Consider the following 12,554-nt stretch of genomic DNA (forward strand, 5'->3'; position numbering starts at 1 on the left):
GAATTTCCCGGCGCCGGCACCGCCGGTTACCGGCGGTCCCCTAGTACCTGATGTCCACCTGGACTCCGCGCTGGCCCTCGACCGCCGGCGGAATCGTGATGGCGGAGATGCCGGCATTGCCGAGGGTCAGGACCTGGGCGCCGTAGACCGCGGCGCCGGAGCTGCTGACCAGTACCGCAACGGTGTCCCCGCCGAGCTCTGACACCTTGCGCAGCGCCGTGGTCCCCTCGGCCACGGCCACTGTCTGCGCGGCCCCGATGGTGCCATCCGCATCCACCGGGCGCAGTTCAACCGTTCCGCTCCCTTCAGCGCTGCCGAAGGCCAGCGCCGCGTCGGCACGCTGCGCGACGGCGAGGAGGTGCTCGCTGCCGATCCGCTCGGCCGAGGACGCCCACGCGGCGTCGACCGGGGCGTCCTCCTTGGTGCCGCGGACCAGCCGGGCCCCGGCGACGACGGCGACGTCGGATTCGACGACCAGCGTGTAGGTTCCGGCGGGCAGCCCGTCCAGGGCGACCGCCGTGGTGGCGCCCGCGGCGGCCGTCACCGTCCCGTTGCCGGGAAGCGCGGCCTCCCCGTCGGGGCCTAGGGCGCGCACCCGCAGCGTGGCATCCTGGGTGCCCGGCACCACCACGCGCAGTTCGGGGACCGCGGTGGAGTAGCCGTCCTGGGCGGCGACCTTGCGCGTCGCGGCGGGGTCCTGCACGGCGACGCCGGGCACGGCCTGGGTCGGGGACTGGGCAGCGGCCGGCTCGATGTAGTCGACGCCTCCGGGGGTGAGCCCGCGCAGCACGCTTTGCTGGATGAGCGCGGTGACTGGCCCGCCGGCCGAACGGACCCGGACCGAGAGCGCCGCCTCCCCGGCCGCGAGCCCGGCAAGGACGATCGAACGCGATTCCCCCGGAGCCAGGACCAGGCCGCTGGTGTTTGCGGCGTCGATCGGCCCCTCGGCCCCGTGCAGTTCCAGGTTGACGGTCGCCGCGGTGCCGGAGGGGTTCGCCAGGACCAGCACGGCGGTGGATCCGACCGTGGTGGAGGCCCCGAGCAGCCACTGGTCGGAGGCCGGGCTCTGGCAGCGGGACACGGCCAGGCCGGCCAGGTCGCCGTCGTCGGCGGTGTAGGAACGGACCATCGAGGCCACCGACTGGCGCCCGCCCAAGGCCTGGACGGACAGGGCGGTTGCGGCGGTTTCGGCCAGCCCGGACACCACGACGGCCTCGCGCCGGGACGTGCCCTCCTCGCCGATGGTCTGGGTGCGTTCGGCCTCCGCCGCGGGCAGGACGTCGGAGAGCGTGCGCAGGTTCTTGCCGTTCAGCAGCGCCACCGATGCCCCGGGCACGCGCTGGGCGAGGTCGCTGAGGACCACCGCCCGCACGGCGGTCCGGGCCGACTTCGATGACGCAGCGAAGGCCGGATCCGTTCCGGGGACGGTGGCCCCTTCCGGCAGCCGGGCCGTGGCCGGGCACTGGGCGACGAAGTCGCCGGCCGGGACGGCGGCCAGCGGCACGTCGACGCCGCGCTGGGCGGGCCGGTCCAGCGCGAACGCGGCGGCCCCGATTCCGGTGGCGGTCCCGCCCAGGAGCAGGACGGCCAGTCCCCCGGCGAGGATGCGGCCGGCGCGGTTCCGGCCAGCACTATCCTGGCCGACACTGTCCTGGCGAGGACGTTTCCGGCCAGCACTTTTTCCGCCGGTGCGGTTCTTGCGTCCGCTCATCGTGCGGCCTCCATCGGTTCTTCGCCGTTCGGTTCGGGCTCCAGGTTCCCTGCGTCATCGGACGGGGTGCCGGAAGCCGTGGTGCGGGCAGCCGGATCCCGGGACCCGGTCTCCCCCGCGAGGGCGGCGCGGTGGCTGCGAGCCCGGAGTTCGGCGCCGCGGCGTTCGACGGCGGCGGGCACGGCAATCGGGTGCGCCTCCTCCTGCTCGGGCACCGCGGGGTCCGACGCAACAGGGTCCGACGCCGCAGGATCCGGAGCTCCATCGGGGACGGTGCCTGCCCCTTCCCGGATCCCCTCCCCGGCGGGCCGGCCGGTGTCCAGTTCCTCGATGGACTGGGCGGTGCTGGTGGCCCGGTACTCCTCCACGCGGCGCGGGGCGAAACGGCGCCGTTGCGGGATCGGGACCACCAGCAGCAGCGCCAGGCCGAAAACAATGCCTTGGAGCAGGCCCACGGGCAGCGCGTACGGGTTGGCGTGCCGGACCTCCAGCGTGCCGCCCTCGGCGGGCAGCCGGAAGGCCTGGGCCCAGCCGGAGGCGGCCGCCTCCAGCGGCTTGCCGTCCAGGGTCGCGCTCCAGCCGGCGTCGGCACGTTCGGCCAGCACCACCAGGCGCCCGGCGGCCCCAGCCTCCACGGTGGCTGCGTCCACCACCAGGGACCGGGCGCCGAGGTCCCGGACCGTGCCGGCTTCCGCGGGGACCAGCGCGCTGGTCCGCCCGTTGGCATCCACGATGCGGACCCGGCCCGTCGGCGCGGCCACGCCCGGGTCCGTGTCCAGCCGGCCGGAGGGTTCGACCCGCCACAGCCAGCCGGAGTCGGTGCTCCCGACGGAGGCCAGGCCGGGGACGGCGTCGAGCTGGCTGGCCAGCAGGCCGGAGGAGGAATCGGTTTCCTGGAGCACCACGAAGGACACCCCGAGCTGCTGCAGTTCCGGGCGCGGGTCGATTCCCTGGCCGGAGACCAGGGCGGCGACGGTGCCGCGCAGGGCGGCATCGGCGTCGTCGTCGGCCTTGACCTCGGGCGCGGTCAGGGAGCCGTGCAGCCGCCCTGAGGCGGCCACCTGGGACAGCTGGTCCAGGGTGGTGCCGGAGCCGGACATCAGCACCGCGCCCATGCCGCCGTCGTTGCCGGGGGCGATGACGAGCACGCGCTCGGCATAGGGGCCGTTGCCGCGGTCCGTGGCGGTCGCCGGCAGCGTCCGCGCCGCCGCGGCGACGAGCTGTTGGGACGCACCGAAGTCCGCGGCGGCGCTGGCCTGCTCCGGCTGCGCGCCCAGCCGCGGGACAAGCCACAGCGTGCCGGCCGTGGCCGTGGAGAGTAGGGCACCGGTGACCAGGACGGCGATTCCGGCCCTGCGGGCCCGCTCGGCCCCGCGCTTGGCGGGCCCTTCCGCTGCCGCGCGGGTGCGCCCGGCGTTCCGGGAGACCGCGTGCAGCGCCTCGTGGCACAGCGCCGCCCCGAAGAGCACCGCCAGGGCGAAGACGGACACGGTGGGTCCGGTGAAGGCGGTGGTCAGGGTGGCACCGGCCACGGCGGTGGGGACGTACTGGGCACCGAAGCCCGCCGCCAGCGCCAGCACCCCGGCGACCCAAAGGACGCGGGCCAGCCGGCCGGCACGGCCGGGCAGGAACAGCGCGCAGGCGGCCGCCGCCAGCGCCGGAACGCCGACCAGCAGGGCCGCAACCAGTGCCCAGGGCGCGTTCCAGGCGTCGAGGACGCCGAGTCCGGCCACCCCGGCGAAGGGCTCGAAGGCGACCGGGAAGCCCAGCGCCTGCTGCCACAGCGGGGCGGCGTCGAAGGCCTGCGGCACACCCGGGTCGGCGATCAGGGCCCGCGGGTTCTCCAGGGCGGAAAGGCCCAGCGGGAGGGCGAGCGCCAGCGCAGGCACCGGCACCCACCACAGGGCCTTCGCGCGGCGGCGCAGCGGCAGGGCCACCAGCACGGTTAGCACGATCGCGACCGGCAGCAGCACGGGGGCGCCGGCGGTAACCGCGGCCAGGGCCAGCGACGCGCCGGCGGCGGCCGTCCAGGAGGGCACTCCCCCGACGCCGGGCCGGGTCGGCGGCGTGGTGCCGGAAGGGACGTCGCCGACCCGGGATTCGGACCTGTCGCGCGGGCGCGCCGCTCCCACGGAGCGGACGGCTCCGAGCACCACGACGGGCAGGAGCACGTGGGCGACGACGGCCCCGAGGCGCCCGGAGGCCACGGCCACCTGCAGCGTGGGCGCAACCGCCCACACGAGGCCGCCGAGCAGGCGGGCGGCGCGGCTGCCGGTGACCGCGCCCAGCGCGGTCCAGGCCAGCAGGGCGGAGACCGGCATGGCCACCAGCGCGAGCGCCACGACGGCGCCATTGGCCTGGCCGAAGCCCAGCAGGGAAAGGACCCAGAGCACGGCGTCGAAGGGATCGCCGTGCCCGGGCCGTCCGGAACCTGCCGACTGCCACCAGCCGAAGGCGTTCGCCCAGACCCCTCCCGGGGAGGCGGACAGCGGCAGCGCGGAACCTCCGCCCAGGGCGGGGGCGCCGATCAGCGCGCGCAGCCCCAGCAGGGACACGGCGGCCGCGGCGAGGACGGCGACGGCGGCCCCCACCCCGGCGCTGGTGCGCTGCGGGCCGGCGAGCGCCGCGAAGTCGTCGTTGGCGTCCCCGGAGGGGTTGAAGGCTTCCGCGACCGAGCCGGTGCCGTCGCCGACCACCTGCTCGGCGTTGAAGGATTCGAGCAGGCTGCGCCGGTGGGACCAGACGTCGCGGCGCGGGACCATCAGCGGGCGCACGAGCGATCGGGACACCTTGCGGGTGCCGGCGGCGGTGCGCCGCGAGTGCAGGAGGTGGAAGGGGCTGAACACGGCCCGGAGGCTGGCCCCGAGCTGTCCGACCGCGTGGCCGGGATCCTTGGCCAGCAGGCTGGCAATGAAGCGGACGATGCCGCCCAGAACGGCGCCGACGGCCAGGAAAGGCAGGGCCAGGAAGGGGGCGTGCTTCAGCCGCAGGTAGACCTCGGCGGTGCGGGCGGCAGCGGGTCCGGAGACGTCGTGGACGGCGTCCGCCGCGTGGAACATGTGGGCGCCGGGAACCACGACGACGCGGTGGCCGGCCATCCGGTTGCGCCAGCACAGGTCCAGGTCGTCGCCCAGGCCAGGCAACGCCGGATCGAAGCCGCCGAGGTCCTCCCAGACGTCGCGGCGCACCAGCATGCCGGCGGAATTGACGGCGAAGGTGTCGGAGCGGCCGTCGTACTGCCCCTGGTCGAGTTCGTCGACGTCGATCAGGGTGAGCCGCTCGCCCCAGCGGCTGATGCTCAGTCCGACGTCGATCAGGCGGCGGGGCCGGTCCAGGTCCAGCTGCTTGCAGCCCGCGATGGTGACGGAGGGCGCGGTTTCGACGGCGGCGAGCAGCCGCTGCAGGGCGTCCGGGGCCGGGGCCGAGTCGTCATGGATCAGCCAAATCCAGTCCTGGACGCCCTGCAGGGGCTCGGGAAGCAGGGCTGCCGCTACGTGGACCGAGGCGCCGAAGCCTCGGGCCGGTGCCTCGGCGATCGGGGTTCCGGCCGGCAGCCCCGAGCGCAGCAGGGCTGCCGAGCCGTCCGCCGAGTCGGCGTCGACGCCGACAAACCCGTCCACCGGACGGGTCTGCCCGGCGAGCGCTGACAGCGTCCGGGGCAGGAACTTGGCGCCGTTGCGCGATGCGACAACGGCCGTGACACGAACCTGGGAGTGAATCAGACTGCTCGCTTCCGCAATCGGCGGCGCTCGCGCTCGGACAGGCCGCCCCAAATACCGAAGCGTTCATCGTTGGCCAGGGCGTACTCGAGGCATTCGGAGCGCACGTTGCAGGCGCCGCACACCTTTTTGGCGTCCCGGGTGGATCCGCCCTTCTCAGGGAAGAAGGCCTCGGGATCGGTCTGGGCGCACAGCGCTTCCGTCTGCCACCCCAGTTCGCCCTCGTCCTCGGCCCCCGGGAAGCCGGGCACGGCCACCCAGGCGGTCTGCGCCGACAGGCCGGCATCCAGTGGCCGGACCGGCAGGATCTCCCCCGCTTCGTCCTCCGTGGACGCCAGGTCGTGGTCCGCGAGGAAGGCCGTGGCCTGGTCCTCCAGCGCCGGGGAGCCGAGCTCCCCGAAGCGTCCCGCCGACTCGGCCGGATCAACGAACCAGTCCGACGGCACGCCCCTGGCGCCGGAGGCTTCCGGAGCGGTCACCGCCTCCGGAACAAAATCGTGAACGCGCTCTGTATTCCCCATCAGATGAGCCCTTCGTCTTGTGTCCTGTCAGCAAACCAACCCGCACTATTTGAGACTTGGTGCGCGGCGTAAGGTGCCACGGGACATGACTCGGACGTGACTATGGAGCCGCCGGACGCGTCCGGGTCGGTTCGCTAACTAATTACACTGGTGTAACTCCGGGTCCGTCAAGTGGGGTTGGTGATTCTATAGATGCAAGAGTGAAAAAGCGTGCCGCGCCACACCGTAGGTGTTAACTCTTGTTTCAGTGGCGTTTCCCATACGGCCGCCAAGCCGGTACGTGGGAGTCGCGACCCGCCGTTTCCGACCAGCCCGATCCGACGCCACCCAGCCCGCCGCCTAAGCCCAAACAGGAGACCGCCATGGTTGCCCCCGCCACACCGCTGCCCTTCGTAGACCGCCTTCTTGAGCCCGTCCGCCACTCCACGGCGCCGCTGCTGGTCTGGCACGGCCCCAACCAGGAGCGTGTGGAACTGAGCGGCCGCGTCTTCGACAACTGGGTCGCCAAGACGGCCAACCTGCTGGCCGAGGAGTTCGACGCCGGCCCGGGGACCGTGGTGCGGCTGAGCCTGCCGCTGCACTGGAAGTCGCTGGCGCTGGCCTTGGGCGTGCTGCACACCGGGGCCACGGTCTCCGTCGCCGGGGCCGCGGAGGACTCCGGCGAGGCCAACATCGTCGCCTCCGATGCCCCCAACGAGGCCGCGGAGCTGGAACCGGCCGCGGAGGTGATCAGCGTGGCGCTGGGCACGCTGGCCCTGTCCTTCGGCGGGGCGGCGCCCGCGGGCGCCGTGGACTACGCGGCCGAGGTGCGCGCCTTCGGCGACTATTTCCTGGCCGACCCCGTTTCGGCGGAGGCCACGGCCCTGCGCACGCAGGTCAGCTCCAGCGCCTACGCGGAACTATTCGGCGCCTCCGCTCCCGGCGGCACGGCCCTGCTGCCCGCGGGGACCGGGCTGGGCGAGGCGCTGGCCGCGGCGATCGCGGTGTGGTCCTCCAAGGACACCCTGGTGGTCCTCGGCGACGGGGTGCAGGCCACCGACCACCTGTTGGAGACCGAACGGGTGCAGCGGACCCTCGGGGCGGAGAACGCGCAGGACTAGCGCACCTCGGGAGCCAAGCGGGCCGGTGCTAGGCTGCCGGGACTTAGGCGGCGGGGGACGTGTCCCGGGACCCGCCGGGGACGGTTTCCGGCACGGCCCCGGACAGCGTCTCGGCCGCGCCGGGCGCGGCATGGACGAGTTCGCGCTCGGCGGAGGGAACACGCTTGGACGGGTGCTCCGCGGTGAAGACCCAGAACCGGTAGGCCAGGAAACGCACCACCGTGGCGACCACGATGCCGACCACGCCCGCGGCGAACAGGAGGTTTTTGTCCTGGATGCCCAGGCCGTACTTGGCGATCGCGGTGAAGCCGGTGGAGATGCCGATGCCGATGCCGTTGATGAGGAAGAACATGCCGAACTCGCGCGCCATGTTGGCCTGGCGGCGGTGGCGGAAGGTCCAGTAGCGGTTCGCGGCCCAAGAGAACAGCGTGGCCACGGTGGCCCCGACAAAACGGGCCTTGGCCTCGCTGCCGGACATCACGCCGTGCATCAGCAAGAGGGTGACACCGTTGTCGATGACGAAACTGATGCCGCCGACGGTTCCGAACTTGGCGACTTCCCGCCACAGCGCGGACACGAGGCCCCGAGCCTTGCCGTACAGCTTCTTGAGCATGACCCTCCAAGGTCGGTGTCGATAACACCGGGCGCACAGCGTTTGCCCACCCGGCCGGCCGGCTCCTGAAAACCCGGACAACCCCCTATTGTAGGCACCTCCGCTGCGGATTTCCTGACAACGGCCCCTCCCCGTCGCGCCGCGGGCACCCGGGCAAGTCCCCCGTTCGATAGTCTGTTCCCGTGACGTTTCCTGTGATTGGCGTGGTTGGCGGCGGCCAGCTCGCCCGAATGATGGCCCCCGAGGCGGTAAACCTCGGCTTCGAACTGAGGATCCTGGCCGAGGCCGAGGACGTGTCCGCGGTCAATGCCGTGGCCAACGCCCCGGTCGGCGACTACAAGGACCTCGATACCCTGCGCGCGTTCGCCCGCGGTCTGGACGTGATGACGTTCGACCACGAGCACGTGCCTAACGAGCACCTGCGCACCCTCATCCGCGAGGGCGTGAACGTGCAGCCCCGCCCCGCGGCGCTGATCCATGCCCAGGACAAGCTGGTCATGCGCGCCGCGATCGAGCGGCTGGGGCTGCCGAACCCCGCCTGGGCGGCCGTCGAGTCCGTCGAGGAGCTCGTCGGCTTCGGCGACCGGACCGGCTGGCCCGTGGTGCTGAAGACCCCGCGCGGCGGCTACGACGGCAAGGGCGTGCGCATCGTCGACGACGCCGCGGCCGCGGCCGGTTGCGCCGACTGGTTCAACGGCTCCGCGCTGCTGGCCGAGGAGAAGGTGCCGTTCAGCCGCGAGCTCTCCGCGCTGGTGGCGCGCACCCCCGGCGGCGAGGCCCGCGCCTGGCCGGTGGTCCACACCATCCAGGTCGACGGCGTCTGCGACGAGGTCATCGCCCCCGCCCCGGAACTGTCCGACGCCGTTGCCGCGGCCGCCCGCGACGCCGCGCTGCGCATCGCGGAGGAATTCGGGGTCACCGGCGTGATGGCCGCCGAGTTGTTCGAGACCCCCGGCGTCGGGGCAGGCTTCGTGATCAACGAACTCGCCATGCGCCCCCACAACACCGGCCACTGGACCATGAACGGCTCCGTGACCAGCCAGTTCGAGCAGCACCTGCGTGCCGTGCTGGACCTGCCGCTGGGCGACACCTCCGCCCTCGGCCAGGTGTGCGTCATGAAGAACTACCTCGGCGGGGCGAACATCGACCTGTTCTCGGCCTTCGGCGCGGCGCTGGCCGCCGAGCCGCGCGCCAAGGTCCATGCTTACGGCAAGTCCGTACGCCCGGGCCGCAAGATCGGACACGTCAACGTCGTCGGCGCCGCCGGCGAAGACGCCGATTCGGTGCGTGCCCGTGCCGAACGCGTCGCGGCCATCATCCGCGACGGCGCACCCGTCAGCACCGAAGGAGCACGCTAGATGACCACCCCCGCCCCGCTCGTCGGCGTCGTTATGGGATCCGATTCGGACTGGCCGGTCATGCGGCTGGCCGCCGAGGCCCTGGCCGAATTCGGCATCCCCTTCGAGGCCGACGTCGTGTCCGCCCACCGCATGCCCGAGGACATGATCGCCTACGGCAAGCAGGCCCACGAGCGCGGCGTGCGGGTGATCATCGCCGGGGCCGGCGGAGCCGCGCACCTGCCGGGCATGCTGGCCTCCGTGACCCCGCTGCCGGTGATCGGCGTTCCGGTCCCGCTGAAGACCCTCGACGGCATGGACTCGCTGCTGTCAATCGTCCAGATGCCGGCCGGCGTCCCGGTCGCCACCGTCTCCATCGGCGGGGCCCGCAACGCGGGCCTGCTGGCCGCGCGCATCCTGGCCACCGGCACCGACGAACTGGCCGCGGACCTGCGCGCACGGCTGCTGGACTTCGCCAGCGACCTGCGCCAGGTGGCAGCCGACAAGGGTGCCGCCCTGCGGCGCATCGTCGCCGCCGAGGCCGGACTCGAGTAGCGGGGCGTGGAGAACCGGAACAGCCGCGGCACGGACCGCGCAGCCGTCTTGACCGACCCCGTCCGCAATCCGGAAGGCGCATCGGCCAGGACGCGTTCGAAGCGCGCCCTGTTCCTGCTTCTCCTCACGGTTTTCGTCCCCGGCGGCGCCCAAGTGGTGGCCGGCAACCGGAAGCTGGGCCGCGTGGCGCTGACCGTGACGCTGTGCTGCTGGTTCGCCCTGCTGGCCGCCGGGGTCCTGGCGCTGATCAACCGCGACCTGCTGATCGACCTGCTCGCCCGCCCCACGGTGCAACTGGTCCTGGCCGTGGTGCTGGGCGTGCTCGCCGTCGGCTGGCTGGCCCTGTTCATCAACACGATCGCGCTGATCCGTCCTCGCCTGCTCGCCCCGGGCATGCAGGTCATCGTCTCCACCGCGACGGTCCTGCTGGTGCTGGCCACCAGCGGTGTCCTCGGCTACGGCACCTACGTGCTGAACACCGGACGCCAGACCATCGAGAACGTGTTCGCCTCCGGGCCGGCCTTCGACCCCATCGACGGCCGCTACAACTTCCTGGTCATGGGCGGGGACGCGGGCGCGAACCGCATCGGGCTTCGCCCGGACAGCATGTCGATCTTTAGCGTCGAGGCCTCCTCCGGCAAGACCGCCGTGATCTCCCTCCCCCGCAACTTCCAGAACGCCCAGTTCTCCGCCGATTCCCCGCTCAAGCAGGTGTTCCCCAACGGCTTCAACTGCGGCAACGAGTGCATCCTCAACGCCCTCTACCCGACCGTGGAGGAGAAGTACGCCAACCTCTACCCCGGCGCCAAGAACCCCGGGGCCGAGGCCATGATGGATGCCGCCGAGGGCATCACAGGCATCAAGATCCAGGCCTACGTGCTGATCGACATGGCGGGTTTCGCGGACTTCATCGACGCGATGGGCGGGGTCACCGTGACCTCCGGCGGCTGGGTGCCCTACAACGGCAAATACTGGGAAGGCACTCGGGTGCGCACCCACTGGTTCGAACCGGGCAAGCACACCTTCACCGGCAAGCAGGCGCTGTGGTTCGCCCGTTCGCGCGACTTCACCACCGACTACCACCGCATCCGCCGCCAGCAGTGCCTGCAGCAGGCCATGATCAACCAGTTCAACCCGCAGACGGTCCTGACCCGGTTCTCCCAGATCATGGATGCCGGCAAGGAAATCCTCCAGACCGACATCCCGCAGGACCAGCTCGGCAGCTTCGTGAACCTGGCCGGAAAGTCCCGCCAGAACGCGTTCAAGCGGCTGACCCTCGGCGCCCCCGACTTCGGCACCGCGGCGGACAGGTTCTCCACCTACCCCGACTTCGACCAGATCAGGTCCCGGGTCAAGACCCTCCTCGCGGAGGCCTCGGCCAGCGCCCCGACCAAGGCCGCCAAGCCGTCGAAGTCCTCGAGCCCTTCCTCCTCCGGGGGTTCCTCCGAGAGCCCCTCGGGCGGATCCGCCGCGAGCCCGTCCTCCTCCAGCGCGTCGGCTTCCTCCTCCGGGGCCGGAAACGTCCCCAAGGAAGACATCCCCACCACCCAGCCGGACGGGTCCCCGATCACCGAGGACTACCTTGTTCAGCTGGAGTTGGCCGGCCAGACAGGTTTGATCTCTACGATCGCCTCCAACAACGACGAATGCAGCGCCGAGTAGGAGAACCATGTACCGCTTGTCCAACACCGTCCGTGACTACGCGTGGGGATCGCACGACGCCTTGGCGGACTTGCTCGGACGGGTGCCGACGGGCGCACCCGAAGCGGAGATGTGGATCGGGGCGCACCCCCTGGCACCCTCGGTAGCCATCGGACCGGACGGGACCAGCACGCCGCTGGACGAACTGCTCGCCTCCGCCCCCCAGTCCCTGCTCGGGGCCGAGGCGGCCGCGCGCTTCGGCCGCCTGCCGTTCCTGGCCAAGGTCCTGGCCGCCGCCAAGCCGCTCTCCCTCCAGGTCCACCCCACGCTGGAGCAGGCCCGTGCCGGCTACGCTGCCGAGCAGGCGGCCGGGATCGCCCCGGAGTCGCCCCAGCGCAACTACAAGGACGACAACCACAAGCCGGAGATGCTCTACGCGCTGACCGGCTTCGCGGCGCTGTGCGGGTTCCGCCCGGTGGACGAGGCCGCGAAACTGTTCGAGGCGCTGGCCGGCTCGCTGGCCGGCGACGGAACCGGGGCCGGGGAGGACGCCCTGGAAGCTGCACGGCACACCGCCGGCCTGCTGCGCGCCGGCGACCGGCGCGCGGCGTTCACCTTCCTGCTCGAGGCCGGGGACGGCGTCGTGCCGCTGGTGGGCGCGGCCGCGGCCGCGGTCGGGACCGACCCCGCGCTGTCCGCGGACCCCGGCCTGGCCGAGCTGCCCTCGCTGGCCGGGCACTACCCCGGCGACCCGGGCGTGCTGGTGTCGCTGATGCTCAACCACGTCCGGCTCGAGGCCGGACAGGCCATGTACCTTCCGGCCGGAAACGTGCACGCCTACCTCCACGGGCTGGGCATCGAAATCATGGCGAGTTCCGACAACGTGCTGCGCGGCGGGCTGACCGGCAAGCACATCGACCTGCCGGAGCTGCTGGCCACCGTCGACTTCTCCGACCTGGGCGTGCCGCTGTGCGGGCCCGAGGTCTCCGAGCTGGGCCAGGAGCTCTACCGCCCGCCGTTCGACGAGTTCCAGCTGCAGCGCGTCGCGGTACCCTCCCCCGCGGAGGCCGCGGCGGACCTGGCCGGCGGCGACGTCCCGATCGTCCAGAACGGGCCGGTGGCGCTGGTCTGCATCGAGGGGGAACTGCTGCTCGATTCCCCGCGCGGGGACCTGCGCGTGGCCCGCGGCGAATCCGTGTTCATCGGCGCCGACGAAAGCCCCGTGATCGCCCGCCCCGTGGACGGCCACGGCGCGCTCGCGTTCGCGTTCACCATCGCCTGAGCCCGTCCGGGCACACGCCCCGAACACGCAGGGGCCCGAACAAGAACGGCGGCGGCCGGCGGACTTTCGTCCGCC

Annotated in this window: 9 protein-coding genes; 5 read left to right on the forward strand and 4 right to left on the reverse strand. The window is 72.5% G+C overall.

The features are described 5' to 3' along the window. Positions 1-40: 40 nt before the first annotated feature. From ABD912_RS08480 to ABD912_RS08490, 3 genes are read right to left on the reverse strand one after another with little or no spacing between them, the layout of a single operon-like run. Entirely contained in the window at positions 41-1,711 is a 1,671-nt protein-coding gene (locus ABD912_RS08480) for a DUF5719 family protein (RefSeq protein WP_345150020.1), read from the reverse strand. Beyond that, on the reverse strand, positions 1,708-5,451 hold the full coding sequence (locus tag ABD912_RS08485; RefSeq protein WP_425548037.1) for a glycosyltransferase family 2 protein: 3,744 nt from the start codon (positions 5,449-5,451) through the stop codon (positions 1,708-1,710). The genes ABD912_RS08480 and ABD912_RS08485 overlap by 4 nt, the downstream gene beginning before the upstream one ends. Further along, entirely contained in the window at positions 5,430-5,951 is a 522-nt protein-coding gene (locus tag ABD912_RS08490; protein WP_345150023.1) for a WhiB family transcriptional regulator, read from the reverse strand. The genes ABD912_RS08485 and ABD912_RS08490 overlap by 22 nt, the downstream gene beginning before the upstream one ends. Positions 5,952-6,313: 362 nt before the next feature. Between ABD912_RS08490 and ABD912_RS08495 the strand changes: the two genes are divergently transcribed. Beyond that, positions 6,314-7,051 (forward strand): TIGR03089 family protein, encoded by a 738-nt coding sequence (locus ABD912_RS08495; protein ID WP_345150025.1) that lies wholly within the window; start codon positions 6,314-6,316, stop codon positions 7,049-7,051. Positions 7,052-7,094: 43 nt separating this feature from the next. Here ABD912_RS08495 and ABD912_RS08500 read toward each other — a convergent pair whose 3' ends face one another. After that, a complete protein-coding gene (locus ABD912_RS08500) occupies positions 7,095-7,664 on the reverse strand; it encodes a GtrA family protein (protein ID WP_345150027.1) in 570 nt (189 codons plus the stop codon). 182 nt (positions 7,665-7,846) lie between these two features. On the opposite strand from ABD912_RS08500, the gene ABD912_RS08505 reads away from it, so the two are divergent. Genes ABD912_RS08505 through manA form a run of 4 tightly spaced genes read left to right on the forward strand, consistent with a single transcriptional unit; the run spans position 7,847 to position 12,479 of the window. Then, entirely contained in the window at positions 7,847-9,022 is a 1,176-nt protein-coding gene (locus ABD912_RS08505) for a 5-(carboxyamino)imidazole ribonucleotide synthase (protein ID WP_345150029.1), read from the forward strand. Beyond that, positions 9,023-9,556 (forward strand): 5-(carboxyamino)imidazole ribonucleotide mutase, encoded by a 534-nt coding sequence (gene purE / locus ABD912_RS08510; protein WP_345150031.1) that lies wholly within the window; start codon positions 9,023-9,025, stop codon positions 9,554-9,556. Positions 9,557-9,562: 6 nt separating this feature from the next. Further along, complete coding sequence (locus tag ABD912_RS08515) at positions 9,563-11,218, forward strand: LCP family protein (protein WP_345150033.1); 1,656 nt, start codon at positions 9,563-9,565, stop codon at positions 11,216-11,218. 7 nt (positions 11,219-11,225) lie between these two features. Beyond that, complete coding sequence (gene manA / locus ABD912_RS08520; RefSeq protein WP_345150035.1) at positions 11,226-12,479, forward strand: mannose-6-phosphate isomerase, class I; 1,254 nt, start codon at positions 11,226-11,228, stop codon at positions 12,477-12,479. Positions 12,480-12,554: the final 75 nt, after the last annotated feature.

The organism is Arthrobacter ginkgonis, from assembly GCF_039540195.1.
GTDB lineage: Bacteria > Actinomycetota > Actinomycetes > Actinomycetales > Micrococcaceae > Zafaria > Zafaria ginkgonis.